Below are 26,394 nucleotides of genomic sequence, written 5' to 3'. Positions count from 1 at the left end.
GGCGGCTATCCTTGCTCACCGGCCGGGCCGACCGCCGCAGCCAGGGGACCGGGCCCGCCCCGGTACCGCGAACGCCGGGCGATCTTGGAATGGACGCGTCCGCTCCATTGCTGCACTCCCTGGGGCCCACTCTCCTCCCGGGGCGCTCCGGGGCATGACGCCCGGTGCGACGGGACGAGGAACCACGGGCGGTTCCGCACCGCCCCGCTCCCTGGTCCCCGGCCCGTCGTCTTCGAAAGGTTCTCCTGCACCATGCCCTTGGCTCTGCTGGCCCTGGCTGTCGTCGCGTTCGGCATCGGCACGACCGAGTTCGCCACGATGGGGCTGCTGCCCCAGATCGCCGACGGGATCGGCGTGTCCGTACCCCAAGCCGGCAACGTCGTGTCGGCCTACGCGCTCGGTGTCGTCGTCGGCGCGCCGCTGCTGACGGGCATATGCGCGCGTGTCCCGCACAAGCGGCTGCTGCTGCTCCTGACCGGGCTGTTCGTGATCGGCAACACGGCGTCCGCGGTCGCTCCCGGCTTCGGCACGCTCTTCGCCGCCCGCTTCCTGGCGGGCCTGCCGCACGGCGCGCTGTTCGGCGTGGGCGCCGTCGTCGCCTCACGACTGGTGGCCCCGGACCGGGCGGCACGCGCCGTCTCGAAGATGTTCCTCGGTCTCACCATCGCCAACATCGTCGGGGTTCCGGCCGCCACGGCCCTGGGACAGCAGCTGGGCTGGCGGTCCGCCTACGGCGCGGTCGCCGTCATCGGCCTCGTCGCGCTGGCCGCGCTGGCCGCCTTCGTCCCGAACCAGCCGCGGGGGGAGCAGTCCGGTGTCCGGCACGAGCTGCGCGCCATGGGCAACAAGCAGGTCGTCATCGGCCTGGCCACGGCCGTCGTGGGCTTCGGCGGCTTCTTCGCCGTCTACAGCTACCTCGTGCCCATGCTCACGCACCTGACCGGAGTCTCCGACTCGTCGGTCACCTGGGTCCTCGCCCTCTACGGCGTCGGCATGACCCTCGGCACCCTGGTCGCCGGACCGCTCACGGACCGCGCGCTGCGCCCGACGATGTACTGGGGGCTCGTCCTGCTCGCCGCGGCGCTGGTCACGTTCTACTACGCGGTCCACAGCACCGTGCCCGCCCTGGTGATGATCACCTTCATCGGTGCGATGGGCTCCCTCATCACCACTCCGATCCAGATGCTGCTCATGGCCAAGGCGAAGGACGCCCCGACGATGGCGGCGGCCTCCAACCACTCGGCCTTCAACCTGGCCAACGCCGGTGGTGCCTGGCTGGGCGGCCTGGTCATCTCGGCGGGCTGGGGCTGGGCCTCGCCCAACCTGGTCGGCGCGGCCCTCGCCCTGGCCGGTCTGGGCCTCGCCTTCACGGGTGGTGTCATGGACCGGGGCCGGCGGCCCTCCGAGGTGATCACGCAGGCCTCGCCGGTGACCGGGCAGGAGACGCCGGTCCGTACCGCGGACTGACCGGCCCGGTCCGGTTCCGACCGGCCCGCCGGACGCGGCGCGTTCCGCCGCCGCGTCCGGCGGGCCGACGGCTACTCGGGCCTGCCGGCACCCTCCACGGCCGGGCCGGCGGACTGCGCCGGCCCGGCACGGTCCGCCGCACCGGTGTCACCCGTGACGGCGGCGGCACGGTGGGCCGGAGAGGTCATCCCGCACGGCGCGCACCCGGACGCCTGCTCCGGACGCAGCGGCACGCCGTTGTCGCGCAGTACGTCGCGGAGGTCGAGGATGAGCGGGAACACCTCGTGGTTGTGGTCCTCGCCCTGCTCGTCCCAGGCGCGCTGTTCGGCCTCGACCGCCATCCGGTCCTGGGCGAAGACCCGCTCGGTGAACCGGCGGATGAGCGGCCAGGCGAGATGGAGCGCCCCGGGGACCGACGGCTTCGCGATCGTGAGCAGGCCGTAGGCGTGGTTGATCCGCTGCTCGGCGTCCTCCGGCACGTAGGCGGCCCAGAGCGAGAACACCGGGAGCTCGCCGCCCTCGGGGACGTCCCTGAGGGTCTGGTACGGGTACTCGGTGCGGATCGTGATGACGTCGGGCCGGTCCTGGCCCCCGAACCCCTCCGCGGACAGCAGACCCGCGCCCCGGTCCTTGCGGCCCCCGGCGGGGACGAAGAGGTACCGGGCCTCGACGTGCCGCGGCCCGGTGTCGTACCCGAGCAGTTCCGGCCGGATCCGGCCGAGCACGCTCCGGTGCAGGAACTGGTGGTTCATGTCGAGCAGGTTCTCGTGCATGAACGAGTAGTGGCAGCGCACGGTGCGGGAGAACGTCATGGTGCGGTGACCGGCGGAGTGGTACTCGGGCAGGAAGGGGAACGGCGCCTCCTCGGCCAGCGCCGGGTCACCGGGGAACACGAACACCAGGCCGTATGCCTCCCGGACCGGATACGAGCGCACCCCGCGCGGCGGCCGCTCGCAGCCCTTGGGCAGGTACGGGATCTGCGAGACGCGCCCGTCGCCCCGGTAGGCCCACGCGTGGTAGCAGCAGCGCAGGACGTCACCCTCGACCACGCCCATGCTCAGCGGTACCTGACGGTGTGCGCAGCGGTCCTCCAGCGCGTGGACGACACCGCCGCGTCCCCGGTACAGCACGATCCGCTCACCGGCGAAGACGGTCGCGAACGTCCGGTTGCGCCGCACCTTCCGGGAGGTCGCCACCGGATACCAGTGGTCGGGGGAGATGCCGACCCGGCGGAGGTCGGTGACCGGGCCGGGCCGGGCCGCCGGACGGCTGTCCGAGTGGCGCGGCACCGAAGCCTCCGGGCGGGAAGCGGAATGCCGGTCCGGTCCGGGGCGGTCGTGCCGGGCCTCGCTCATGTGCGGTGCTCCCTTGCACTCGGGGCGCGAGACCGCGTCGTGCGGCAGCGGGGAGAGCGCGCGGCGGGGGCACGGTCCGCGCACCGCCGCGTCGCCACCCCGTCCAGGGAACTCACCCCGCGGCAGTAGGCGGTTCAGCCCCGCAGCGGCGGGGCTCCACCTTCCCACCGTCGCCGCGGGCGCGACGGCCGTCAACCGCGGAGGTGCGTTGGTGTTACGCGGTCGGGGCCGCCCGCCTCTCCCCGGGCCCCAGGAGTCCCCTCGGGCCCTACGAGGCCGTGACCCCGGTCTTCGCGAACTCGGTGACGAAGGCGTTGCAGAACTCGGGAAGATCGTCCGGCTTGCGGCTCGTGATCAGCACGTTGGGGCCCGCGTCGCAGATCCGCACCGGCTCGTCGACGTGGGTGCCGCCGGCGTTCCGGATGTCGGTGCGCAGACTCGGCCAGGACGTCAGGGTGCGCCCGCGCAGCACATCCGCTTCGACCAGGGTCCAGGGCGCGTGGCAGATGGCCGCGACCGGGAGTCCCTGCTCGAAGAACTCCTTCACGAACGCCACGGCGGCGTCGTTCATCCGCAGGCTGTCGGGGTTGGCGACTCCGCCGGGCAGCACCAGGGCACCGAAGTCCCGTGCCGTCACGTCACCGACGACCGCGTCGACGGGGAAGGCGTCCGCCTTGTCCAGGTGGTCGAAGGCCTGGATCCGGCCCGGCTCGGTGGAGACCAGGACAGGGATGTCCCCGGTCTCGGTCACGGCCTCCCAAGGGGCGGTCAGTTCGACTTGCTCGACGCCTTCGGGCGCCACCAGGAATGCGATGCGCATGACGGTCGCTCTCCTCTCGGTCGGGACGGAGGGCTCCGCGCGAGCCGACGTGCGTCCCACGGCCTTCGCGATGCGGGCCGCGGCCTCTCGCGTCGGCACCGTCACGTACCGACCCGCCCGGAGCGTCGTCAGCACGCGTATCCGGAACAACCGGGGTCAAACACCCCCTCCGGATGTCCGGGAGGTCCCCGGCCCGGCGGGGACGCGCAACGCGAGCAGGGCGATGTCGTCCCTGGGGTCGGGACCGGCGATCCGGTCCGTGATCTCGCCCAGCAGGGCGTCCAGGGGACGGCCGGCGTGAGTGGCCAGCATGCGGCCGGTCGCGTCGATGGCCAGGTCCACGTCCCCGCCGGGACGCTCGACCAGCCCGTCGGTGTAGAGCAGGAGCAGGCTGCCGGGCGGCAGGAGCAGCCGGTGTTCGCTCCGGGGCAGGGTGTTCAGGCCCGGGAAGAGCATGCTGTCGTGCCGGTCCAGCCGGTCGACGGCACCGTCGGGCCGTACGACGAGCGGGGGCGGGTGTCCGGCGTTGGTCCAGGTCAGTTCCCAGCTGCCCTCCTCGGCCCGGCGGCAGGGGCGCAGGTGGGCGTGGACGAGGGTGCCGCTGGCGTCGAGGCCCAGGGCGGTGTTGGCGTGTTCCAGCGCGCCGACCGCCCGTGCGGGTCCGGCGCCCGCGTGGTCGAGATCGGCCTGGCGGAGCATGCTGCGCACCTGCCCCATCAAGGTGGCCGCCCGCATGTCGTGGCCCGTGATGTCGCCGACGGACAGGGCCAGCACGGCCGGGGCGGTGGAGTCCTCCCAGCCCTGGGCCGCGGTGGGCAGGGGATAGGCGTCGTACCAGTCACCGCCGACCAGGTCCGTGCGCGCGGCCGCCCGGTACAGCACGGCCAGGTCCAGAGGCGCCACCGAGGGCACGTCGGTGAGCAGGGCCTCCTGCATCTCGCGGGCCGCGTTCACGCGGTTGTCCACGAACAGCGCCCGTTCCACCGCCCGCGCGGTGTACCCGGCCAGCGAGGCGAGCACCGCCTGCTCCACGATGTCGATCTCGTGCGGATGGTCCCAGCCCAGCACCAGCGCGCCGAGCGGGAGGACCGTTCCCGGCAGCGGCACGCACACCGCGGTCCGCAGTCCCAGGGCCGTGAACGTCTCGGCCACCTCGGGCGCGTAGTCGCGCTCGAGTCGCGCCGTGTCCGTGACGGTGATCGTCCGGTTCTCCCTGACCGCCCGCGCGGTCGGCCAGGCGGCGTCGAGCGCGTAGGTCTCGTGGGTGCGCCCCATCGGCGTGTCGCCCATCACGTCGACCATGCGCCGCAGCCGCCGCGCGGTGCCCCCCTCCACCAGCACCAGCCCCACGTACGCGGGCTTGAGGTCGCTGCCGGCCAAGTCCCGCACCTGCTCCCGGACGTCCGCCAGGCCGGTGGTGTCGGCCAGCGCGTCCGCCGCCCGCAGCAGCAGCTGGGAACGCTCCAGCGCGGCGCGGTGCCGTCCGGTCGCGTCGTCCGCCTCGGCCCGTGCCCGTGCCTCGTCGGCGCGGGCCTGCTCGCGGTGGCGCGAGACGATCCGCAGCCGCAGCTCCGCGCTGCACGCCGCCGCCAGGTCCTGGAGCACGTCCAGCTCGCGGGCGGTCCACTCCCGCGGACGGGTGTCGATCGCGCACAGCGACCCCAGCACGTGCCCGGCCCCGTCGTCCAGTGGCATCCCCGCGTAGCCGATCACGCCGAGGTCGGGGATGGCCGGGCTCGCGGAGGTCAGCGGGTTCCGGCGGGCGTCGGGCAGGACGAGCGGCCGGCCGCTGGTCACGACGTGCCGGCACAGCGAGTGCGTCAACGGTGTCCGGCGGGCGTCCGCCCATGGTTCGGCGAGTCCCACCATGCCGGGGAAGACCTGACGCGAGGACTCCACCAGGCACACCAGCGCCATGGGCACGTCGAGCACGTCGGCCACGAGCCGGGCGAACCGGTCCATCCCCGGATCCGCCGCGGCCGACAGCCCCGTCTCGCGCAAAGCCGCCAGCCGCCCCCCGGGCACGGCCTCGGACGGCTCTCCCACCCTTGCCACAGTTCGCTCCCGAAACCCTCTCGCAGACGGCAGAACGATCGCCGGACGGTGACGAGGGACCTCCTACCCCCGATGCGCCCCCTTCCCACGGCCGGAAAGGGAACAACCACCGCCGGGACCTTCCAGTATCGCCGCAGCCCCTGAGCGCGCGGCCGACTCCACGGCGACGGACAGCGGCCCCGCCCCGTCACGCCTCGTGAGCAGGTGATTCCCTCGCGTCACGTTGTATGGATATTGGTTTATCGTCCGTAAATGGGGGGATTTGAAAAGCAGTGCTTCGGATAAAAGGCACGTCCGTGGGAGCGTTCGCTCCAAGGCACGGGTGTGTCCCGAATCGTGTGCGCCCCCATGGTGTTTCTGTCCAGTCAGCAACCCCCTGAGGGAGCTGTCAGCACATGTCCTGCACCACAACCACGCAACGCCGTCGGTACGACGACGCCCCTGACACCGACGCGGCCTTCTCGCACCTCGCGGGGCTTCCCGACGGGCCCGAGAGGCAGGCCCTGCGCGACGAGATCGTGGAGGCCTGGATGCCGATGGCGGAGCGCATCGCCGGCAAGTACCGCGGCAGGGGCGAGTCCGTCGAGGACCTGGTCCAGGTCGCCGCGCTGGGCCTGGTGAAGTCCGTCGACCGGTACGACCCCGGTCGGGGCAACGCCTTCGAGAGCTACGCGGTCCCGACCATCGTCGGTGAGATCAAGCGTCACTTCCGCGACCACATGTGGGCCGTGCACGTGCCGCGCCGCGTCCAGGAAGCGCGCAACAGGGTCCGCGGCGCCGTGAAGGACCTGACACCGGTGAACTCGGACCGGCCCCCGGGCATCGCCGAGATAGCCGAGTACGCGCAGCTGAGCGAGGACGACGTACGCGTGGGGCTGGAAGCCCTGGACAGTTTCGCGACCTTGTCGCTGGACGCCCGGATCACCGAAGGAGACGACGGGTACTCCCTGGCGGACGCACTGGGGGAACCCGATGCCGGGTTCGACCTCGTCGTGGACCGTGAGGCACTCAAGCCCGCCCTGCGCAGACTGCCCGAGCGCGAGCAGACGATCCTCTACCTGCGGTTCTTCCGCGACATGACGCAGAGCGGCATCGCGGAGCGGCTGGGAGTCTCCCAGATGCACGTCTCGCGCCTGCTCAGCAGTTGCTGCGCCGCCCTGCGCGAGGAGGTGCTGGCGGAGTCCGGGAACGGAGACGCCCCTCCGCCCGCCGCGGGCAGGTGAACGTCCGGCCGATCGGGCTACCCATGAAGCCATGAGCGATCACCGCGGAAATCCGGAAGAGGCCCGGCAGCGTCCTGACAGAGTCCCGGACGCCACCGTGGAAGCCCTGGGCGCGTTGTCGAAGGCCTTGGAGACGACCGAACGGGCTCGGGGGCGTCTGTACGACTTCCACCAGCTGACGGGCGGTGCCGACTTCGAACTGGACCGTGCCGTGAGGCTGTTGCGCGAGGCCGGTCACGCCGCGTCCGCCGACCGGGTCGAGCGGGAGATCCTGGGGCGCAATGTCATTCCCGGCCATTGGACGTTCCAGATCGTCGAGGCGTACAACGCCACCTACTACGAGGCGTTCAAGAGGGTCGAGGCCGAGATCCGCGAGGAACTCGCCGACGGCGCCGACCACCTCTTCGAAGCCCGGCTCAAGGAGGAGCGCCGTACCCATGGGCACCCGGACCACCGGGCCACGCCGGACGAGGCACCCGGGACCTGAACGGGGTAGCCGCGGGAACCGGCCCTGTCCCGTGCCGCCCGTCCGGCACGGACTGCCGGCCTCGGTGTCGCCTTCTCGCGCGACGCGACGGGCGCGGCCCGTCGCGCAGCGGCCCGCGCCCGTCCCGCGGCCTCTCAGCCGACCAGTTCCTGTGCCCTGGCCTTCGCCGGTCCGGCGGTGGTCTCGTCCTCGTCGGAGAAGAGGGCGTCCAGGCACTGCTCGGCCGCCAGGGCCGGATCGTCCTCGCGCTGTCGACCGGGCCTGACGCCGTCCGGGCCGGCCCGGTGTGCGAAGGCGGTCTCGGCCGGTCCCGGCGTCAGCGCGGTGACGGAGACGCCGGTTCCCCTCAGTTCGGCCCGCAGTGCCCGGGCGAAGGACCGCAGGAACGACCTGGACGCGTCGTGCACCGCCTGGAACCGGCCGGGGGCCGCCGGTGCGGGCGGGGAGGTCATCAAGACCCTTCCCTCACCCTCGTAGACCATGTCGCACAGGAACCGGTTGGCGAGGTGCACCGTCGCGCGGACGTTCAGGTCGACGATCTCCAGCTCGTCCAGGAGGTCCGTCTCCAGGAAGGCGCCGCCGTGCCCGCTCCCGGTGTTGAGGGCCGCCACGGCGACCGGACGGCTCGTGACCCTGGTGGCGGTGTAGAAGCGCTCGGCTTCCTCGAAACGCCTGAGGTCGGCCGCGGCCGTCTCCACCTGGGCGCCTTCCGCCCGGATCCGGGCCGCCGCTCCGTGGAGCCGGTCGTGGTCCTCGGCGGTGACGATCAGGTCGAAGCCCCGTGCGGCGAGCTGCCGGGCGAGTTCGAAGCCGATGCCGCTGGAGCCGCCGGTGACGACGGCCAAAGGTCTGTTGGGGGTCATGCCGTGGTGAGTACCCCTGGGGCCCAGGCCATGCAAGAAACGGAACATCTTCTTCCGGTGCCGGCCGCCGCCCGGGGCGGTGCCCCGAGTTCCCTCCGTGGCCGCTCGACCGGCCGCGCGAATGCCGCATAGGGAGCGAACGGACGGGAACTCGCCGTGGATGCGCGGAAGCCGTCCCGCGGTGAAGGTCCCGGCAAGGAGGCCCTGATGTTGTCCCGCAGTCTCGACCACGGTGTCCTGGTCGTCACGGTCCACGAGGACCTCGGCGCGGGGCCCCGCGCCGAGGTCACCGCGCAGATCCGTGACCTCGTGCACGCGCACGAGCCGGCACCGGTCGTCGTGGTCATCGACGAGGCCGCGGCCACTCCAGGGGTGGTCGGCGCTCTCGTGGACGCCTACGGCGAGTGCGGAGACCTCGATGTCCTCACGTCGGTGGCCACCCACAGCGCGTTCGCGCGGAGGCTGTTCGAGGCCGCTGCCGCCGTCAACGGCTCCAGGCTCGTCGTCCACTCCCGCATCGACGTCGCCGTCACCACCGCGTACACCGTCACGGCGTGACGGACTCGTGGGCGCCGCTCCCGACGTCGTGCGCCATGGCGAGGGAGCGGGCGGTCCCCGGGGTGTCGGCGCCGTCGTGGTCCCGTGGCCCCGCGCCCTTCCTCGGTGCGGCGGGCTCCCGCCGCGCACGCGGGAAGCGACCGCGCGAACGGTACGTACGGACGCGTGCCCGGCCGGGCGGTGATCCCGCCCGGCCTCGGGTCTCGGGTCGCCCTCGGGTCACCAGGTCGTCGGCCAGGCTCCCACGGCCCGCCGGTAGGCCACGTGTCCGCCCAGCGCGCCGCTGACGCCGACCGCCGCCAGCCCGCCCAGCGACCACAGCCTTGCCCGTGCCGGGTGGTGGCGGAGCCGTGCCGTGAGGGACGCGGCGTGGAACGCCACCGCGGCCACGTTCGTGACGGCGTGCATCAGTCCGACGCGGGCCTGCTCGGGCGGCAGGTCCGCCCAGTCGACCCATCCGGTGACCGCCGCCGGGGCGACCCCGGCCAGCCCGACGGCTGTCAGGGTCGTCGCGGCGCGCTGCCCCGCCGGCATGACGTCCATGACGGCGGCCGACAGCCAGCAGCCGATCGGGACCTGCACCAGGACGGGGTGCACGGGATGGCCCAGCGACCTGCCGCGCAGCAGATCGCGGGCCCCGCCCAGCGGCAGCGAGCGGATTCCCCGCTGTAGCGTCCGGATCACGGGGTCCGCCGCACCCGACCGCTCGACGCGGGCCAGGCCGGCCAGCCATCGAGCCGAGACGCCACCCGATGTCCGAACCGTCCGTTCCTCTGTGGAAACGCCGGAATCGTATTCGTTCATGTCCAACGACTACCCGGCACGACGGGGCTCTCCCATCGGCCGTGGGTGTGGCACGGTCCTCGCCCGCGGCGCGGGGCTCGGTGGACGAGGAGTGGATCGTGCGCGCGCCGCGCACGCCGAGGGCGCGCCGCACCGGCGGCGCGCCCTCGGCTCGACGGGCCCGCGGCCCGGTCCGTTCAGCAGTAGAGGTTGGCTCCCGGTGTGACGCCGAGGATCGACGCGAAGCGCTGGTAGGCGTCGACGCGGCTCTGCACCTGTGCCGGGTTCCTGCCGTCGCACTCCAGCGAGCCGTTGATGCTGCGGATGGTCTGGCCGAATCCGGCGCTGTTGACCATCGCGTTGTGGGGGGTCATGGTGCCGGGGCCCGACTGGGTGTTCCAGTACCAGAGGCCGGTCTTCCAGGCGACGGCGGCGTCGGTCTGGACGAGGTTGGGGTTGCCCAGCAGGTCGATGCCGAGCGCGTCACCGGCGGCCTTGTAGTTGAAGTTCCAGCTGAGCTGGATCGGCCCGCGCCCGTAGTACGCCGACTGGCCGGCCGGGCAGCCGTAGGGCTGGCTCCAGTCGCAGTAGTGCGAGTAGTTGGCGGTGTTCTGTTCCACCACGTAGACCAGGCCGCCCGTCTCGTGGTTGACGTTGGCGAGGAACGCCGCCGCCTCCTGCTTCTTGACGGTGTCGCTGCCGGTCTTGGCGAAACCGGGGAACGAACTCAGAGCGGCCTTGAGGCCGTTGTAGGTGTAGAAGGAATTCCGGTTCGGGAACATCTGGTTGAACTGGGCCTCGCTCACGACGAAGCCGTCGGAGGGGTTGGTCGAGCCGCCGTCGCAGGCGTACGGGTCCCAGAACCAGGTGCTGATGGTGGGGTCGTACCCCGGGTTGTCGTGCTCTGCTATGTAGGCCTTGCCGTCCGTGTACCGGACGATGTTGCCGGTGACGTAGGACTTGCCGGCCACCCAGTTCGGATAGCTCGAACAGGAGGCGGCGGAGGCGTCCGTCGCCGGCAGCAGTACCGGAGCGGTGCTTCCGATCAGCAGCGCGGCCAAGACGGAAGACATGCGGCGTTGTGACACGGGATCAGTCCTTCGCGGAGCGAGGTCGCGGCGGGGGCGGGGCGAAGCCTTGAGCGCGCCGACAGAGGGCCGGCGTCGCGGTCCGGGGCGACCGTGGTGGGGGGTGTGGGGCCATACTCAACCGCTTTGGTCTGTACCAGTCAAGGTGTAGACCAATCGAGGTCGGCGCCATTGGCGGAAAAGCGCCGTGCGCCGAAGCGGGGCCAACCGCCCCGAGTGCCTGGTCGGTTGGCCCGTGAGGCGGATGTGCCCCCGGGCGGGCGGCGGTTCTCGACCGGGAGAATTGCTCGATCGGGCCTGTGGTCACCCTCGCCCCGGGGCCCGTCCGGCCGTCCGGCGCCGTGCCGGTGAAGGTGCCTTCGTTCCTGCGGCTCCGGGAGGCGTGGCCCCGTGCGCGGACGGCGCGACCGGTCAGCGGCTGCCGGGACTCCCGTACCGGGCCAGGCAGTGCCAGACCTTCTTGAGGTCCTGGAGTTCGTACCGGCCCGTGCGGGCGGCGTCCCCGACGACTCTGGGGGTGAGCCGGCCGTCGACGGCGATCTCGGCGCCCAGATCCACGTACTCCCGGCCCCGGTAGTGCGGATGGCGCCGCAGTTCGGACACGCCGAGGCGGAAGCCGGGGTGCCATTCGACGGGGCACGGCAGGTGCCGCGCCGCCTCGTGGACCTCGGTGCCGCGATAACTGGGGTCCAGCACCAGGGCTTCCACGTCACGGTCGAATCTGACGGGCCCGTGGATCTGTGCCTCGACGTGCCCGTCCAGGGCGTCCGCGTCGGCTGCCTCGGCGAGTTCGACGAGTGAGCACCGGTCGGCGACGCCGAAGGCGGACGGCCCGGCGGAACTGTCCGGGTAGCAGAACGTGGCACGCGTGAGGGCCCCGGAGGTGAGCCTGAAGTACGAGGAACCGAAACGCGGAGCACCGCCGACCGGATCGCGACGGTAGTTCAACCCGCCGTAGACGGGACGCTGTTCAGGTGTCGCGTCGTCGTAGGCGCCGGCGAAGACACGGCTCTCCCAGCGCCACCGGTCCCCGCCCCGGTGGGCGGACAGCCCGCCGTTGCTCGTGCCCGTCACGAACTGGGGGCGGTAGACGCCGTCGTCGGCCATCCGGACCAGGATGGGACGGTTCCCCGTGACCCGGTCCGGATGGAAGTGCATCGTCACCCGCATGTCGGGGGGAAGGGGATCGCCCATGGACGAAGCCGCGACATGCCGCATCGCCCTCCTCTGGAGCGGGGCGATGGCGTCGGCGTCCATGCGCGGAGTCTGCACGAGCCGCGGTCGCCCGCGCACTCCGGTTTTCGCCCGTCGGTGCCGGGGTGGTCGCGCATGGACTGCGCGTACAGGGAGTTTCTGCCGTCGGAGCAGGCACGGGCCGGGTGCGAGGGGTCGAGCGCCTCGGCCTGCACACGGCGTACGGCCGGGCGCGGCGGGGGTGGCGGGCGTCGTGGTCGACGTCCGGCCCGCGACGGTTCCCCGAAGTTCCGGCAGGTGCCCTCGTGAAGCTCAGTACGAGAGACGAGTCACCGTGCCGGAGCCGGCCGCGCGGCCGTGGTGACGGAACGCGAAGAGCCGGCCCTCCTCCAGCACGACGGCCTGTTCGAGCGTCACGGTCGCCTCGGCCCGGTGGAGCGGCCGGATCACGTCGGTCCCCTCGGGCAGGGTGACGGTGCCCGGGACGGCGGCGCTCCGTACGTGGAACTGGAGACGGTCGCCGGAGCGGATCTCGGTGCCGCCGTGCTCCTCGGACAGCACGTCGATGTCAGCGGTGAAGCAGGCGCGGGCGCTGACCGAGCCCGGCGTCGCGAGCACCTGGCCGCGCTCCAGGGCGAGGGCGACCGGGACGGTGCCCGGCAGCAGCACTCCCACGTTCATGTCCGCACCCGCCTCCGCCACAGGTACGCGGAAGTGGTCGATGTCCGCGACGGTGGTGGTCAGGTCGGCGCCCAGGCCCACGATCTCCACCGGGTCCCCCCTTCGGATCCGGCCGCGTTCGATCCGGCCCGTCGCTATGACCAGCCTGCCCCGCCGGGGGGCCGACCTGTTCCGTCGTGGGTGAAAGACGTCTTCGACCGACATCAGGAACGGAGGTTCCGCGGGGCGCGCCGGTGACGGTTCCCGGGGAGCCTGCCTCATGTCCGGGGGAGGGGTTCGACGGGAACGGTGGTGCCGAGCGCGGCGCTCTGCATCGACGTGATGCGCTCGATGACGAGTCCGAGCAGTACGGCCGCCGCGATCATGGAGGCCTCGGCCACCACGAGCAGGGCGAGCGACCCCGGGGCCACCCGGGTCGCCGTCACGAGCGCCAGCCCGTGCACGATCCAGGCGGCCCACCACAGGTTGACCAGCGTGGTGCCCCGCTTCTCCTCCCAGGACGGGGAACTCGCGCGGCCGATGTCGAGGACCGACCGGCGAGGCGCGAAGAGGTTGACCACGGGGACGAACCAGGCGCCGATCGTCCAGCCCGGCGTCGGGACCGGACTCTGGGGGGACAGCAGTTGGGCGTTGCTCCGGGATGTGGCGAGCCACATGAGGAACAGCACGATCGCGAGGGTCATCAGGTAGACGAAGACCATGGAGACCTTGCCCGACTCCAGGGACGGATCCGAGGGATGCAGCCTGTGGTTCCGTAGTGCCGCCGCCCGGAACACGTCCGCCACGGCGGTCACCGATATCGCGGCCTGCGCGCAACGGGCGAGCGTTCTGGGGGCCTTGAGGGCGGTGTTCGTCATGTTTTTCTCGGCCTGTCTCGGAGGCGTGCGCGGTCGCGGCGGTCGTCGCGGCGAAGTGATCATAAAGTCCGATCGCCGCACGCGCGTGCGATGTCCGAGCCTTCTGTCCGGGGCGCGGGTCCCCGGCGGCGTCGGCCGTTCAGGCGTTCGGTGGACGGGAGCGGCTGTCGACGTGCGGGCCCGCACGTTCCGGCCCGGGTGGGACCCTCGGGCGCCGAAGGGCTCAGGCGCTCGGCCGCAGGGTGGCGGGCCGCGAGGTGAAGGCGCGTTCCAGGAGGGCGTAGAGGGTGTCCCGCTCCTCGTCGCTGAGCCTGTCCAGGCCGGCGCGCGTGGCGTGCATCTTCCCGCGGATCACGTCGATGACGCGTTCGCCCTCGGCCGTGAGGACGACGTTCTTGACCCGGCGGTCGGTGGGGCTGGGCTCGCGCCGGACCAGGCCGCGCTTCTCCAGTCGGTCGACGATCCCCGTCATGTTGGAGGCGTCGCAGGTCAGGATGGTGGCGAGGGCGCGCATCGCGGCCGGACCGCGGCGCAGCACGTTGAGGGTCTTGCCCTGGCTGGCGGTGAGGTTCTCGCTCGCGGCGGCCACCGTGAAGTCGCCGTAATAGGCCCCGAGCGACACCGACAGGAGCTCCATGAGCTGGTCCGAGTCCACACCGCTGGTTCCTGTCATGTGGGTCACCCTACGCCAGGAAGTTTGACCATCTCAAATATCGACGGCTACGGTCAGCTATTGCTTGAAGTTCTCAAGCATCGAGGTTGTTAAGTAGTTAGGGCGGACTTTCCGTGTCTCACACACAGCAAGCGGCGTCGTCGAGGTCCTCCGGGCACACCAGGATCGTCCTGGTGCTCGGGCTCGCCGCCATGGTCGTCTCGATGATGCAGACCCTGGTCGTCCCGATCCTGGGGATGATCCAGAGCGATCTGAAGGCCAGCACGGCGAGCGTCAGCTGGGTGACCACCGCCACACTGCTGTCCGCCGCCGTGTTCACCCCGCTGCTCGGCCGCTTCGGTGATCAGCACGGCAAGAAGCCCACGCTCGTCGGCGTGCTGGTCGTGATGATCGCCGGATCGGTGCTCGCCGCCACCACCACCTCGCTGACCTGGCTCATCGTCGGACGGGTGATGCAGGGGGCGGCGACCGCGATCTTCCCGCTCGCCCTCTCCGTACTGCGCGAGGAGATCGAGCCGGAGAAGCTGCACGGAGCGATGGCCCTGGTCAGCGGAACGCTCGCGTTCGGCAGCGGGCTCGCCCTGGTCGGCGCGGGCCTCCTCACCCAGGGCTCCCACCCCGACTACCACCGGCCCTTCTGGCTGGCGGTCGTGCTCGCCGTGGTGGCCCTGGTGGGCGTGCTGATCACGGTGCCCGCCTCCCGGACCAAGACGGGTGGACGCACGGACTGGCTGGGCGCGCTGACCCTCGGGGCGCTGCTGGTGCTCCTGCTCCTGCCCATCTCGCAGGGGCACGAGTGGGGCTGGACGTCCGGCCGTACGCTCGGCACCTTCGCCGGCGCGGTCGTCATGGCGGGCGTGTGGGTGTTCACCGAGAACCGGGTCGAGGAACCGATGGTGGACATGAAGATGTTCGTCCACCGGCCCGTCCTCTTCACCAACCTGGCGGGACTGCTGCTGGGATTCGCGATGTTCACCCAGTTCATCGGCGTCTCGTACCTCGTGCAGATGCCGGAGAAGCTGGTCGGTTACGGCTTCGGCGCCTCGGTGCTCGCCGCGTCCGTCGTCTATCTGCTGCCGACCACGCTCGTCTCCCTCGTGGGTGCCCAGTTCGGTGGAGTGCTGGTGCGCAGGCTCGGAGCACGCGTCACGCTGGCCGCCGGAGCCTGCTTCGGAGTGCTCGGCTTCACCTGGCTGACCGCCGCCCACGACACCAGCGCCTCCGTCATCAGCGCGGGCATGCTCATCGGTCTGGCGATCAGCTTCGGCTACGCCTCCATGCCCGCCCTCATCGTCGCCGGCGTCCCGGCCCACCAGACCGGCATCGCCAACGGCATCAACTCCATCTCCCGCTCCGTCGGCAGCGCCGTCGCGAGCGCGGTGATCACATCGCTCCTGGCGTCGAAGTCCGTACCGCTACCGGCCGGCATGCCCGCCCTCCCCCGGGAGAGCCAGTTCACGTTGAGCTTCGCCATCGCCGGAGGAGCGTTCGTCCTGGTCGCGGTCGTCGCCCTCGTCGGGCTCAAGGCGGCGCACGCGCCGCGCACCCCCGTGGTGCGCAAGGCCGTCACGCCCGAGACCACCGAACTCGCGTCGGCAGGGTCCGAGACCACGCCCGTGTGACCGATCGGGCCGGTCCGCACCCGTTCGATCGGGCCGCCTCACCCGAACTCCCTCACGGGCGAGACGGGTTCGTGCCCGCCAGGTGCGGATTCCTCTCGGCGCCGGGTTCCCGGGTGCGGAGGGGAGCCGGTCCGTCGCCGCCCGACACCCCGAGCACGTCGGCCTGTCCAGCCGCTCCTGACCGCGGACCGGCTGTCCGGCAGAGCCGTACCAACCCTCGTAGAAAGGCACATCGACGATGATTCCCTCGGACGGCCACGCGCGTGGAGCGACCCCGGTCGACCACCGCGCGGCGATCGCGGTGGAGACCGCCCGGTTCGTCGCGGCGCTCAAGGACGCCGATCCGACGACGGCGGTGCCGAGTTGTCCCGGCTGGACGCTGGCGGACCTGGTCAGACACGCCGGTAGCGTCCAGCGCTGGTTCTCGGCCCTCCTGCACGCCCGCGTCCAGGAACCCCCGCGAACTCGTGAGGTGGACCTGCGACTTCCGGACCGGTGGGACGGCTACGCCGACTGGCTGGCCGAGAGTGCGACGGTGGCCGCGGAGGCCTTCGCGGCCACCGACCCGGACCTCCCGATGTGGGCATGGGGTGTCGACCGGCATGCCCGCTTCTGGGCGCGCCGGATGCTCTTCGAGACCCTGCTGCACCGGGTGGACGCGGACCTGGCGCTCGGCCTGCGGCCGACGGTCGACCGCCCGCTCGCGGTCGACGGGATCGACGAGTTCCTCGTCAACCTTCCCTTCGCCACCTCCTTCGCTCCCGGTGTCGCCAACCTGCGCGGCCCCGACAGGACCATCCGCTTCCGGGCGACCGACGGTGACGGCGACTGGCTGGTCCGCCTGCGCTCCGACGGCTTCGGGCTCGACACGTCCGGCGCGGCGGACGAATCCGCCGACGCGACCGTCCGGGGAACCGCGGCCGACCTGTTGCTCCTCCTCTACGGCCGCCTCCACCGGGACGCGGAGGTCTTCACGCGCGACGGGGACGAGGACCTGATGACCCTCTGGTTCGGCAACTCGGCGTTCTGAACGGCCGGTCGGTCAGGCCGGGCCGGTTCTGGGGCGGTCGGCAAGCCGGTTCCGGGGTGATCGGCGGGGCCGGTTCCGGGGCGGTCCGTGCAACCAAATCCATGACCGTCATGTCGTACATGGCAGGCAACCGAGAGCCGTGAGTTCAAGGGGGAACCATGCGTACGAGACGATCCATGGCGGTGCTGGCCGCCCTGACGATGGCCGGTGTGGGCGTGGTCGTGGCCACGCCCGCACCGGCGGGCGCGGCCACGGCGGCGGTCGCGTGTCCGACCGGCTGGGGAAGCCTTCCGAAGACGGCGGCGGACGCCGACGACGGTTCGCTGACCGACATCAGGACCGGACGGCACGACTGCTACGACCGCATGGTCCTCGACGTGCCCACCGCGGGCACCACGGGGATCGGGTACACCGTTCACTACGTCGACGCGTTCATCCAGGACCCGTCCGGGATCCGCATACCGGTCTCCGGCGGGGCGATCATCGAGATCCTGGTGTCCGCCCCCTCCTACGACCCGGAGACCAACACCGCGACCTACCCCGGCCAGGGCGGCCGGCCCCTTCCGGGCGTCGACCTGACCGGCTACCGGACCTTCCGGGACGCGAAGTTCGGAGCCAGCTTCGAGGGAGTCACCCAGGTGGGACTCGGGGTGCGGGCCCGCCTGCCGTTCCGGGTGACCCAGCTCTCCGGCCGTCTGGTGATCGACGTCGCGCACAGCTGGTGAGGAGCCGGTGGGGACGGTGTCCGGCCTGATCGCGGGCGCGGGAGCCGCGGCGACCGCCGCTCTTCCGCGTCCGGCTTCCGGCTGCCCGGACCGCCGGGGCTTCCGGCAGCCCGGACCGCCGGGATCACGGGACCGGCCGAGCGGGCCGACTGCCCGACGCCGTGATGCTCCATAAGGTGTGGAGGACCAACTCGACTTTCCTGTAACTGATCTGATGGTCAATCAGTTCGAATCGGGTCGGTTCGCGAGGTGTTGCCGACGGAGGCTTCCCCCGGAACCGGAATTCCCCTCGGGCCGGCCACCGAGGGCGAGGAGCCCGTCAGGGTCCCCTGCGCGGTGGTCGCCGTCCGGCAGGGGGCGAGGGTCGCCATGTTCTTCACCTTCTACGATCCGAGCCGTCCGTGGGGCAAGGGACCGGCCGTCGTGCCGGACGCCGTCGTCGAGGCCCAACTCGGCAAGCCGGCCAAGGCGTAGCCGGAAGCCGTACCGCCCTTCCCGCGGGCGGCGCGCCGCGTCAGTGCGGGGCCAGGACGCAGAACTCGTGGCCCTCCGGATCGGTCAGGCACGTCCACGGCACGTCACCCTGGCCGACGTCGAGGTCGGCGGCACCCAGGGCCCGCAGCCGGGCCACCTCCGCCTCCTCGTCGTCACCGGGGTGCGGCAGCAGGTCGAGATGGAGGCGGTCCGGCACGGTCTTCACGCCGGGGGTGCGGAGGAACTCGAGGTAGGGGCCGACGCCGTCGGCCGGGCGCAGCGTCGCATGATCGTCGGCCACCTCGAGCAGCGGCCGGTCCATCGCCTCGCCCCAGAACCGGGCCGTGGCCCGCGGGTCCACACAGTCGATCACCACCGCGGCGATCGGTCCGGTGTCCCGGTAGACCTCCCGGGGCTCCAGCACGCAGAACTCGTTGCCCTCGGGGTCGGCGAGGACCGTCCACGGCACCTCGCCCTGGCCCACGTCGACGGGCGTCGCGCCGAGAGCCTTCACCCGCTCGACCAGCTCCGCCTGATGGGCCGCGGAGGTGGTGGCGAGATCGAGGTGCACCCGGTTCTTCGTCGTCGTCCCGGGCTCCGGCACCGGAACGACGTCGATGCCCAAGGCGGCCGGGTGCGGCCAGACGAGACCACCGGGAGGCCCGACATAGGTGCCCACGCCGGGACTGTAGGCGGTCCAGCCCAGCGCCTTTGCCCAGAACCGGCCGACCGCCGAGCTGTCGACAGCCTTGACGATCACGTGAACAGGTCGCAGCGCCATGCAGGCGATCCTATGCACGTGCTCCGCGACGACGCGCCGCCGCCGAGCGGGGAGCGTCCCGCCCGTCGGCCGGGCACCTGCCCGCGGCGCCGTCCGGCGCATGCGCCGGGGCGGGGATCTCCGGGTCTACCGCCGGGCGGCACTCGGTATGCGGACGACCGCGGTTCCTCCGGCGAGATCCACCGTGGTCCGGTTCGGAGGTGCTCCGTCCTCCTCGTCGTCGCGCAGCAGCAGGGCGGACTGGCGCTCCTTGAGTTCCGTCTGCTTGCCCGGCGAAAGGCTCGCGTGCAGCTGCTCGAACCCGGTCGCCGAGATCTGGCCCTGACGCGCCGAGTTGCGCCAGGGCAGGACGCCGGCCTTGCTCGCTCGCAACAGAAGCTGATCGACGAACGACAGCGCCGTCAGCAGGATGACCAGTCCGGGCAAGGTCATGAAGACGAGGAATGCCATGCTCCCAGTATTCCGGCGGGACCCGGCGGCGTCACCGCCGGGCCGGGCGGGGGTTCGCCCCGGGCGTGCGGCTTTCCTCGGTGACAAGCGCGCGTTCGCGATGCGTCCGTCCGGTCAGGTGACGCGGCGCACCACGTAGGCGGTGCCCACCCTTTCCGCCTCGGGGGAGTCCGCCTGGATCGCGAGACCCGGCCCGGCCGTGGTGAAGCGGAACCTGTTCGTCATCGGCTGCGTGCAGTCGACGCGCTCGGCTTTCCTGGCGGTGCCCGAGACGGCCGTGAAGGTGACCGTGCCCTCTCCCGCGCATGCCACCTCCACCCGCAGGGCGGTGCCGGGCTCGACGGTCTCGTCCAGGTCCTGTCCGGGTATCGCGAGGGAGCCGGACAGGACGAAGTCTTCGTCCGAGGCCAAGGGGTCCGTCCCGCCGAGCAGGTCGCGGGCCTCCTCGTCCAGCCGCTCCCGGCCGGACCGGGATGCCGGCTGTGCCGTGGGCGCGACGGCGGAGCCCGTCGCCTTCCGGGGCCGCGGAGCCTTCGACGCCGCGGGCGAGCCGGAACAGGCCGTTGCCATGCCGGTGAGCAGTACGACGACAGCCAGGGCTTTGCCGGTACGGCGGATGGAGCGGTGCATGAGATCCCCCGAAGTGCGCTCAGAAGTCGGCAAGCGTACGGCGAGTCCTGTCGTACGTCGATGCCGACGGGTCGTTCTCGGACAGCACGGAGACCGAGCGGCAGTCCGGTACGAGATGAAGCACTCGTGGGAAGGGCGCGGGCGACTTGCCGCCGAGGCGCCCCCACGCGGGCCGGTCCGATTCCTCTCCACCCAAGTGGTCACGGCCGCTGTGACGGCGAAGTCCGCCTCGGGGTACGGGGTCTGGGAGAGTGTCAGGTCCATCATGCCTGCTCGGAGGCGTTCGCGGTAGGACGGAGCGCACGTCCGTTCGGTCTTGGCACGGGCACCGGCCTGCCCGCAGACTCGTCGTCATCCACTCACCGGCGTGCGTGCCGGCACCCGTATCGGGCTGTCGGCGCGTTCGTCGTGCTGCCTCGTCGTGTGACGGGGCGGGCCGGGAGTGGTGGAGCGAAGGGGGACGGACCGATGGATCAGGACATCGTCATGCGGGCGAGGGTCATGCTGCTGAGTGCCAACCGGCGGGTGGTGCGCGGTGTCGAAGGGTTGTGGATCTACCGGATCCTGACGCGGGTCGAGCCGGAGGCGTACGGGTCGAAGCTGGCGTACGTCCTGGTGGAGGCGAGCACCTCACCCCTGGTGCGGGACCTGCCCGAGCGGCGGATGGCCCTGCTGGACGAGGCGGTGGCGGTGGCGACGGCCCTGAGCCCCGCGAACCCGTTCCGGGACAAGGTGCTGGCGAGGGCGCTGGCCGCCAAGCGGCGCGAACTCGAGGGGCCGCCTTCGGCGTCGTAGAGAGGCTGTGACACCCGCCCTCGCCGCCGTTCCGACTGCGGGCCGGCAGGGCGGGACGTCGGCAGGGCGGGACGTCGGCAGGGCAGGCCGATCGACCGGACGCTGGATCTCGGCGTCCGCGGACCGCAGGGTCTCGGCGAGTTCCCCGGTGGAGCGGGGCCGGCGCGGGTACTGCTATTATCGATCTTGCAGCTGATCGGTGGAAGCCGTACCGGTGCGCACGCGTTGGTGGTCCAAGGAAAGACGCCCCGCTTCCTGCGGGGAAATGCAGGTGCAAGGCCTGCCCGGCGCTCCGCGAAGACCCCGTCCCGGGACATCGGGACGGGGTCTCTTCGTGTCGGCCCGCGACCCGCGGGTGGCGCGCCCCGGGAAGGAGCCGCTCGGCCGAGCGCACGGATCAGCGCGGACCGCCGGGCCGGGTGAGCACCCTGCGGCACGCGAGCCGGGCGTCGGAACTCAGCGAGTCCTGGAGCCTGGTGAACAGGGCGAGCAGTTCGGGTCCCCACTTGTCACGGAACGCGGAGTCGATGTCGGCGAGATCGAGTTCGTTGGCGGCCGACAGTTCGGCGAAGTCCCGGCGCGACTGCGGTTCAAAAGGGCTGGACCGGCCGGTGAACCTGTCGTGGAAGGCGGCGTCGGCCCGGCCGAGTGCCGGGTAGGTGGCCTTCCGGTCGCATGAGGCGTACAGGTGCACGACGGCCTCCGCCTCGACGCCGATCACCGCCGCGAGGTCGTCGCGGCGGTCCAGCGGGAGCAACGCGGTGGCGAAGCCGTCCGTGCCGTAGAACGCGTGGCACAGGCCGGCGAGTTGAAGGGCCGGGCGGGCGTTCCAGGACGCGAGCCGTGCTTGTACGCGCTGGAGGTGGGCCAGGAGGGTGCCGCCGGGGTGGGCGATGTCCTCGGCGCCGAGCCGACGCAGCAGGGCGACCGCCTGATCGGTCGCGGCGGGGAAGGCGGGCATGGCGTCCGTGTCCCTTCGGTGACGGTTCGGTGGGTTCCCCCACCGGGCCTTCGCCGGTGCGGAGTTGCATGAAGGCGTCGTGCGATGGCGCCGTACGGATGGCCGTCCGCGCCCGCCGACGATCCTCCGGCACCCCGGAACCCCGGTCAATCCAGGAAAGTTGCTCCATGCGTCCCAGGTGCGGCTTGGGTCTCGCCGGGGGCCGGGCTTTCTCGCCGGTCCACTACCGGGGCGTGTCGGTGTCGTAGTCGTGCCGCGCCTGTTCGACCTTGTCCAGGTTGGCGGCGGCCCATTCGGCGAGGTGCGCGAAGAGGGGGGCCAGGCTGCGGCCCAGCTCGCTGATCTCGTACTCGACCCGAGGGGGGACTTCCGGGTGGTACGTGCGGACGACCATGCCGTCGCGTTCCAGCTGCCTCAGCCGCTGGGTCAGCACCTTCGGCGTGATCGTGCCGATCAGTCGTTCCAGCTCGACGAAGCGGAGCCGGCCGTGCGTGTTGAGGGTCCACAGGATCGGGGTGGTCCACCGGCTGAACACGATGTCCACGACTCCGCTGGTCGGACAGGCGAGTTGCGGGTCGGTCGCGGCGGCGGCCGTCCAGCCGGCGTTGTCGGCCATAGGCATCCTTCGGGATAGTCGCTTTCCTCTAGGTACCTACTATATCGGCGCTGTTAGCGTCCCCGTGTCGCCCGGAGAGCGGTTCTCCGGACGGCCGTCCCGCCCGCTTCGGGCGGGTCGACCATGCTGAATCGACACGGGAGTTGTTCATGTTCGTAGTGACGGGGGCGACCGGCAACGTGGGCCGGTCGCTCGTCCGGATCCTCGCGGCGACGGGTGTGCGGGTGACCGCGACGTCCCGGAGGATCTCGGGCGCGGACGTGCCGGAGGGAGTCGCGCACGCACGGGCGGACCTGGCCGATCCCGAGAGCCTTCGGCCCGTGTTCGACGGGGCCGACGCGCTGTTCCTGCAGAACGGGGGTCCCGGCGCGCACTTGCTGAACCCGCGAGACATCCTCGACGTCGCCAAGGCCGGCGGTGTCGGACGAGTCGTCCTGTTGTCCTCCCAAGGAGTCGCGACCCGGCCCGAGTCGGTGTCGCACGGGGACACGGCGCGCTCCATCGAGGACGCCGTCCGGCAGTCGGGTCTGACCTGGACGATCCTGCGGCCCGGAGGCTTCGACTCCAACGCGTACGCCTGGGCCGAGTCGGTCCGCGCCCGAAGGACCGTCGCCGCGCCGTTCGCCGACATCGGCCTGCCGACGATCGACCCGGACGACATCGCCGAGGTCGCCGCCGTGACCCTGCGGGAGGACGGTCACGCCGGGCGGTTCTACGAGCTGACCGGGCCCGCGCCCAGTACGCCCCGGCAGCGGGCCGGAGCGATCGCCGACGCGCTCGGCGAACCCGTCCGGTTCATCGAGCAGACCCGCGACGAGGCCCGCGCGCAGATGCTGCGGTTCATGCCCGAGCCCGTGGTCGAGACCACGCTGGCCATCCTCGGCGACCCCACCCCCGCCGAGCGGCGCGTCAGCCCCGATGTCGAGCGGGTCCTCGGCCGCGCGCCCCGGACGTTCGCCGACTGGGCCCGGCGGTACGTCGGCGCGTTCCGGTGAGACCGCCGCTTCCGGCCCCGGCCCCTCCCTCGGCCGCTCGAACAGTGGCCTGTCAGTGGGGCTGGCTACTCTTCGGACATGACTGAGGGTCTTGGGCGGTTGTCCTTCGACGCGGGTGACGAGGCGGCTTCCGTCCCCGTCCCGGGGTTGCGTTACATCGCCGATTGGCTCGCCCCCGACGCGTGCCAGGAGATGCTCGCGCGGATCGAGACCGGGGCGTGGTCGACGGAACTCAGACGGCGGGTCCAGCACTACGGCCACCGGTACGACTACGGCCGGCGCTCCGTGCCGGCGGCCCCTCGGGAGGCAGCCGCCGTACCGCCCCTGCCGTCGTGGGCGCTCCAGCAGGCCGAGCGGCTGGCCCGGGAAGGGGTCATGGACCGGCGGGCGGACCAGGTCATCGTCAACGAGTACCAGCCGGGCCAGGGCATCAGCGCCCACGTCGACTGCGTGCCCTGCTTCGGGCCGGTCGTCGCCGCGATGTCCCTCGGCTCCGGCTGCGTCATGGACTTCACCCGTCCCGAGGAGGGGAGGAAGATCTCCGTGCGGCTGGCTCCCGGCAGCCTCTGCGTGATGACGGGGCCGGCCCGGTACGACTGGCGCCACGGCATCGCCGCTCGCAAGAGCGACCCGGAGGGCGGAGGCAGGGTCCCTCGCGGCCGACGCGTGTCGGTGACGTTCCGCACCGTCCTCGGTCCTGCCTGACGGCGGCTGCGAGGCCGGTCGGCCGTTCGGTCCGCGGGTTCAGACGCCGCGCGCGTCGGCCAGGACGGAGGCCTGTTCCAGCATGCGGGTCGGCTCCCGGCCGTCGGCCCAGGAGTCGTTGAAGGACGGTACGGATTCCACGTGGGGGCCGAACCGTCTGCGGATCGCTTCCAGCAGTACCGCCATGGCCTGTGCCTCGAGGTTCCGGTCGCCGCCCGACTCCTTGCGGATCGCGCCCTGCGAACACAGCGAGCCGTATTCGTCCGTCAGCGTTCCCGCGCACCAGCCGTCCGTCCGCAGCCGCAGCGATGCCCGGTGCAGGAGCGCCGCGACGGGTGTGGCGTCCGGGGCGGGGCCCGGGGGAGTGGTGGGGGGCAGCACGGCGGGAGCCGGTGGAGCGCCGATCCGGGTCCAGTCGACCGGGGGCGTCTCGATGTGCGCCGTGTTGACCTCGTAGGCGACGGCCGCCAGTGCGAGACGGGCGTCCATCTCCTCTTTGACCGCGGCCAGACGGGCCTCCAGACCGTCGCCGGGAGGTTCAGGAGGTCCGGCAGGGCGCTCGGGTTCCACGGCCGCGGGTGGGGCGACGCCTGCGGATGCGGATGCGGCTCGGCGGGCGACGGCGGCGTACGGCGTGAGGGACTGCATGGTGGATGGGTTCCTGGCGCGCCCCGTTTTCAGCGCCGCCGAACGGGCGGTACCGGGAGCGGGGCGGCAGGACCACGGTGCGGGTGGACGGACCGCTCGTGGCGCGGTCGGGTACCGGACGGGCCGTCCACGGCACGGCCGGGCGCTCCGGGACGGCGGGCCCGGCCTCGGCCGGCCGTGCCGTGGACGGCCCCCTTCTGCCCGGTCACGCGGGTGCGCTCAGTCCGCCCGCCAGTACCCGAGCGCGTTGACCCGCTGCCTGGGCACGGACAATTCCTTGCGGACGTGTGCCGACAGCGCGCGCGTGGTCGCCGTGTCGCACGCGATCCACACGTAGGGGTGCGGGCAGTCCTTCAGCAGCTCGGGCAGGCCCGCCTTCACCTCTTCGACCAGATGGCGCCCGGCGTCCCGGCGTGCCACCTGCCGTACGTCGTGGTGGGGGGCGGTCCGGCAGGGCAGGCCCTCCAGACTGCCCTCGAACCAGACCGTCGCGGGGACCGGGCCCAGCGTGGTGAGCAGGGAGTTGAGGGCGGGCAGGGAAGCGGCGTCGGCCACGGCGATGACGTGTGAGGGCGCGGGCGCGGGGTGTTCGAAGCCCGTGCCCTGGACCGTCGCCTCGATGGTGTCGCCGGGCTCCGCCGCCCTGGCCCAGTCGCTCGCGCGTCCCTCGTGCAGGGCGAACTCCAGGCTGAAGGTACCGGCCGCCGGATCGGGGTCGACCAGGGTGTACGCCCGCTGGTGCGGCTTGCCCGCGTTGTCGAACCACAGCCGCACCCACATCGTCGGGTGGACGCCGGTCACCGCCAGCATGCCGCCGTCGGTGAAGCGCACCCTTCGGTACTCCGCGGTGACGTTCTCCGCGCCCGTCACGGTGAACACGTAGTCCTTCGCGCGCAGGAGTTTGAGAACCGCGCCTTCCCAACCCCGCCCTTGCGCCTGCCCCATGACTTCCTCGCCCTTCGGTACGACTGCACCCCGGTAATTAGTTAGGCGAGCCTAACCTAATATGTCCGGGTGGCGCACAGGAGGGTCACAGGAAGCCGCCGGAGCGCGCCCGCGACCGGCCGAACGAGGGAGACCGATGTCCGACAGATACGCCGCGCGCGCGGTCCTGCACGAGCAGTTCGTCGACGGATACGGCACCGTCCGTGTCCTGCCCCTGGACGCCGGGCTCGACGCTCCGGTGGTCCACGGCTGGGTGAGCGCGGACCGGGCCGCCTTCTGGGGCATGGAGGATCTGACCGAAGACCAAGTCGCCTCGACATACGCCCACATGGAGACGCTCGACACCCACCACGCCCACCTTCTCGTGAAGGACGGTGAGCCGGTCGCGCTGCTCCAGACGTACGAGCCGGCGGCCGACCGGGTCGGCGAGTGCTACCCGGTCGAACCCGGCGACATCGGCGTCCACCTGCTGCTCGCGCCGGCCGGACCGGGCGGCGGCCGTCCCGGCTGGACCGCCGCCCTGCTGAGCGCGGCCGCGTCGTACGTCCTGCTGGGCCTGGACCGCGATCGCGTCGTGGTCGATCCCGACGTGCGCAACGAGAAGGCCATCGCCCGCTTCCACCGCCAGGGCTTCACCCCGGGCCCGGTGGTCGTGCTGCCGGAGGTCGACCTGCCCGACGTGTACCTCCCCGAGAAGCGGGCCCAACTCGCCTTCCTGGCCCGGGAGGCGGTTTTCCCGGGGAGGATCCCCGGCGCCCCTGCCCGCCGGGAGGGGCGAACGGTCGCCGGGATGTGACTAGGGTCCGTCTTCAAAGATCATCGCGTGGTGGATCATGGTGGGGTGATACGTCGACATGAACTCACCGATCTGGAGTGGGAGTTACTCGCTCCGCTCATACCGCGGGCCGCGACA

The 26,394-nt window shown here is 72.0% G+C and carries 29 protein-coding genes; 12 read left to right on the top strand and 17 right to left on the bottom strand.

What is annotated here, in order from left to right:
- The first annotated feature begins 252 nt into the window (after positions 1-252).
- Positions 253-1,467 carry an MFS transporter gene (locus tag CW362_RS00140; RefSeq protein ID WP_103547167.1) on the top strand — a complete coding sequence of 405 codons (1,215 nt, stop codon included), beginning with the start codon at positions 253-255 and terminating at the stop codon, positions 1,465-1,467.
- A 71-nt stretch (positions 1,468-1,538) separates the two neighbouring features.
- Here the strand turns inward: CW362_RS00140 and CW362_RS00135 are convergent, their stop codons facing one another.
- The 3 genes from CW362_RS00135 to CW362_RS00125 form a co-directional block, all read right to left on the bottom strand.
- A complete protein-coding gene (locus tag CW362_RS00135; RefSeq protein WP_103547166.1) occupies positions 1,539-2,822 on the bottom strand; it encodes an aromatic ring-hydroxylating oxygenase subunit alpha in 1,284 nt (427 codons plus the stop codon).
- A gap of 268 nt (positions 2,823-3,090) precedes the next feature.
- Complete coding sequence (locus tag CW362_RS00130) at positions 3,091-3,642, bottom strand: type 1 glutamine amidotransferase domain-containing protein (RefSeq protein WP_103547350.1); 552 nt, start codon at positions 3,640-3,642, stop codon at positions 3,091-3,093.
- A 156-nt stretch (positions 3,643-3,798) separates the two neighbouring features.
- The gene (locus tag CW362_RS00125; protein WP_240657576.1) at positions 3,799-5,688 is read right to left on the bottom strand and encodes a GAF domain-containing SpoIIE family protein phosphatase; all 1,890 of its coding nucleotides are present in this window, start codon (positions 5,686-5,688) and stop codon (positions 3,799-3,801) included.
- A 404-nt stretch (positions 5,689-6,092) separates the two neighbouring features.
- Between CW362_RS00125 and CW362_RS00120 the strand changes: the two genes are divergently transcribed.
- Both CW362_RS00120 and CW362_RS00115 read left to right on the top strand, forming a co-directional pair.
- Positions 6,093-6,920, top strand: a complete 828-nt coding sequence (locus tag CW362_RS00120) for an RNA polymerase sigma factor SigF (protein WP_103547164.1) — start codon at positions 6,093-6,095, stop codon at positions 6,918-6,920.
- A 31-nt stretch (positions 6,921-6,951) separates the two neighbouring features.
- Positions 6,952-7,407 carry a hypothetical protein gene (locus tag CW362_RS00115; RefSeq protein ID WP_103547163.1) on the top strand — a complete coding sequence of 152 codons (456 nt, stop codon included), beginning with the start codon at positions 6,952-6,954 and terminating at the stop codon, positions 7,405-7,407.
- A 134-nt stretch (positions 7,408-7,541) separates the two neighbouring features.
- Here the strand turns inward: CW362_RS00115 and CW362_RS00110 are convergent, their stop codons facing one another.
- The gene (locus tag CW362_RS00110; RefSeq protein ID WP_103547162.1) at positions 7,542-8,270 is read right to left on the bottom strand and encodes an SDR family NAD(P)-dependent oxidoreductase; all 729 of its coding nucleotides are present in this window, start codon (positions 8,268-8,270) and stop codon (positions 7,542-7,544) included.
- Between the two features lie 207 nt (positions 8,271-8,477).
- Here CW362_RS00110 and CW362_RS00105 point away from each other — a divergent pair, with 207 nt between their 5' ends.
- Positions 8,478-8,828, top strand: a complete 351-nt coding sequence (locus tag CW362_RS00105; RefSeq protein WP_103547349.1) for a hypothetical protein — start codon at positions 8,478-8,480, stop codon at positions 8,826-8,828.
- 219 nt (positions 8,829-9,047) lie between these two features.
- On the opposite strand, the gene CW362_RS00100 is transcribed toward CW362_RS00105, so the two are convergent.
- The 6 genes from CW362_RS00100 to CW362_RS00075 all read right to left on the bottom strand — a co-directional run bounded on the left by CW362_RS00100 (position 9,048) and on the right by CW362_RS00075 (position 14,104).
- Positions 9,048-9,632, bottom strand: coding sequence for a DUF2231 domain-containing protein (locus CW362_RS00100; RefSeq protein ID WP_162683905.1), 585 nt, complete (start codon positions 9,630-9,632; stop codon positions 9,048-9,050).
- Positions 9,633-9,808: 176 nt separating this feature from the next.
- Complete coding sequence (locus CW362_RS00095) at positions 9,809-10,699, bottom strand: glycoside hydrolase family 19 protein (protein WP_103547160.1); 891 nt, start codon at positions 10,697-10,699, stop codon at positions 9,809-9,811.
- A 411-nt stretch (positions 10,700-11,110) separates the two neighbouring features.
- A complete protein-coding gene (locus CW362_RS00090) occupies positions 11,111-11,956 on the bottom strand; it encodes a DUF3626 domain-containing protein (protein ID WP_206300809.1) in 846 nt (281 codons plus the stop codon).
- Between the two features lie 249 nt (positions 11,957-12,205).
- Positions 12,206-12,778 (bottom strand): EF-Tu C-terminal domain-related protein, encoded by a 573-nt coding sequence (locus tag CW362_RS00085; RefSeq protein ID WP_338069037.1) that lies wholly within the window; start codon positions 12,776-12,778, stop codon positions 12,206-12,208.
- 53 nt (positions 12,779-12,831) lie between these two features.
- Positions 12,832-13,431: a DUF4328 domain-containing protein gene (locus CW362_RS00080; RefSeq protein WP_103547158.1), complete on the bottom strand. Its 600-nt coding sequence runs from the start codon at positions 13,429-13,431 to the stop codon at positions 12,832-12,834.
- A 223-nt stretch (positions 13,432-13,654) separates the two neighbouring features.
- Positions 13,655-14,104 (bottom strand): MarR family winged helix-turn-helix transcriptional regulator, encoded by a 450-nt coding sequence (locus tag CW362_RS00075; protein WP_240657574.1) that lies wholly within the window; start codon positions 14,102-14,104, stop codon positions 13,655-13,657.
- A 113-nt stretch (positions 14,105-14,217) separates the two neighbouring features.
- On the opposite strand from CW362_RS00075, the gene CW362_RS00070 reads away from it, so the two are divergent.
- From CW362_RS00070 to CW362_RS43135, 4 genes are all read left to right on the top strand, one after another.
- On the top strand, positions 14,218-15,726 hold the full coding sequence (locus CW362_RS00070) for an MFS transporter (protein WP_103547157.1): 1,509 nt from the start codon (positions 14,218-14,220) through the stop codon (positions 15,724-15,726).
- 238 nt (positions 15,727-15,964) lie between these two features.
- The gene (locus CW362_RS00065) at positions 15,965-16,756 is read left to right on the top strand and encodes a maleylpyruvate isomerase family mycothiol-dependent enzyme (RefSeq protein WP_103547156.1); all 792 of its coding nucleotides are present in this window, start codon (positions 15,965-15,967) and stop codon (positions 16,754-16,756) included.
- Between the two features lie 158 nt (positions 16,757-16,914).
- Entirely contained in the window at positions 16,915-17,481 is a 567-nt protein-coding gene (locus CW362_RS00060; RefSeq protein ID WP_206300808.1) for an AMIN-like domain-containing (lipo)protein, read from the top strand.
- Between the two features lie 249 nt (positions 17,482-17,730).
- Positions 17,731-17,955: a hypothetical protein gene (locus CW362_RS43135; RefSeq protein WP_162683904.1), complete on the top strand. Its 225-nt coding sequence runs from the start codon at positions 17,731-17,733 to the stop codon at positions 17,953-17,955.
- A 40-nt stretch (positions 17,956-17,995) separates the two neighbouring features.
- Here CW362_RS43135 and CW362_RS00055 read toward each other — a convergent pair whose 3' ends face one another.
- The 3 genes from CW362_RS00055 to CW362_RS00045 all read right to left on the bottom strand — a co-directional run bounded on the left by CW362_RS00055 (position 17,996) and on the right by CW362_RS00045 (position 19,816).
- Positions 17,996-18,736, bottom strand: coding sequence for a VOC family protein (locus tag CW362_RS00055; protein WP_103547154.1), 741 nt, complete (start codon positions 18,734-18,736; stop codon positions 17,996-17,998).
- 126 nt (positions 18,737-18,862) lie between these two features.
- Positions 18,863-19,186, bottom strand: coding sequence for a DUF6191 domain-containing protein (locus CW362_RS00050; protein ID WP_103547153.1), 324 nt, complete (start codon positions 19,184-19,186; stop codon positions 18,863-18,865).
- 114 nt (positions 19,187-19,300) lie between these two features.
- Complete coding sequence (locus tag CW362_RS00045; RefSeq protein WP_240657573.1) at positions 19,301-19,816, bottom strand: hypothetical protein; 516 nt, start codon at positions 19,814-19,816, stop codon at positions 19,301-19,303.
- Between the two features lie 468 nt (positions 19,817-20,284).
- Between CW362_RS00045 and CW362_RS00040 the strand changes: the two genes are divergently transcribed.
- The gene (locus CW362_RS00040) at positions 20,285-20,611 is read left to right on the top strand and encodes a hypothetical protein (RefSeq protein ID WP_103547152.1); all 327 of its coding nucleotides are present in this window, start codon (positions 20,285-20,287) and stop codon (positions 20,609-20,611) included.
- 397 nt (positions 20,612-21,008) lie between these two features.
- On the opposite strand, the gene CW362_RS00035 is transcribed toward CW362_RS00040, so the two are convergent.
- Positions 21,009-21,572: a DUF6817 domain-containing protein gene (locus CW362_RS00035; protein ID WP_103547151.1), complete on the bottom strand. Its 564-nt coding sequence runs from the start codon at positions 21,570-21,572 to the stop codon at positions 21,009-21,011.
- Positions 21,573-21,795: 223 nt separating this feature from the next.
- The gene (locus tag CW362_RS00030; RefSeq protein WP_103547150.1) at positions 21,796-22,194 is read right to left on the bottom strand and encodes a winged helix-turn-helix transcriptional regulator; all 399 of its coding nucleotides are present in this window, start codon (positions 22,192-22,194) and stop codon (positions 21,796-21,798) included.
- A 143-nt stretch (positions 22,195-22,337) separates the two neighbouring features.
- On the opposite strand from CW362_RS00030, the gene CW362_RS00025 reads away from it, so the two are divergent.
- Together CW362_RS00025 and CW362_RS00020 are read left to right on the top strand one after the other, a co-directional pair.
- Positions 22,338-23,183: an NAD(P)H-binding protein gene (locus CW362_RS00025; protein WP_103547149.1), complete on the top strand. Its 846-nt coding sequence runs from the start codon at positions 22,338-22,340 to the stop codon at positions 23,181-23,183.
- A gap of 78 nt (positions 23,184-23,261) precedes the next feature.
- Positions 23,262-23,888 (top strand): alpha-ketoglutarate-dependent dioxygenase AlkB, encoded by a 627-nt coding sequence (locus CW362_RS00020; protein ID WP_103547148.1) that lies wholly within the window; start codon positions 23,262-23,264, stop codon positions 23,886-23,888.
- Positions 23,889-23,927: 39 nt separating this feature from the next.
- Here the strand turns inward: CW362_RS00020 and CW362_RS00015 are convergent, their stop codons facing one another.
- Both CW362_RS00015 and CW362_RS00010 read right to left on the bottom strand, forming a co-directional pair.
- Positions 23,928-24,536: a DUF6197 family protein gene (locus tag CW362_RS00015; protein WP_240657572.1), complete on the bottom strand. Its 609-nt coding sequence runs from the start codon at positions 24,534-24,536 to the stop codon at positions 23,928-23,930.
- Between the two features lie 219 nt (positions 24,537-24,755).
- Positions 24,756-25,481 carry a siderophore-interacting protein gene (locus CW362_RS00010; protein WP_103547147.1) on the bottom strand — a complete coding sequence of 242 codons (726 nt, stop codon included), beginning with the start codon at positions 25,479-25,481 and terminating at the stop codon, positions 24,756-24,758.
- A gap of 136 nt (positions 25,482-25,617) precedes the next feature.
- Here CW362_RS00010 and CW362_RS00005 point away from each other — a divergent pair, with 136 nt between their 5' ends.
- Positions 25,618-26,277 (top strand): GNAT family N-acetyltransferase, encoded by a 660-nt coding sequence (locus CW362_RS00005; RefSeq protein ID WP_103547146.1) that lies wholly within the window; start codon positions 25,618-25,620, stop codon positions 26,275-26,277.
- The last annotated feature ends 117 nt before the right edge of the window (positions 26,278-26,394 follow it).

It is taken from the genome of Streptomyces populi (genome assembly GCF_002911015.1).
Taxonomy (GTDB): Bacteria; Actinomycetota; Actinomycetes; order Streptomycetales; family Streptomycetaceae; genus Streptomyces; species Streptomyces populi.
Note: the sequence above shows the minus strand (reverse complement) of the source record. Positions and strands in the feature narration are given on the sequence as shown.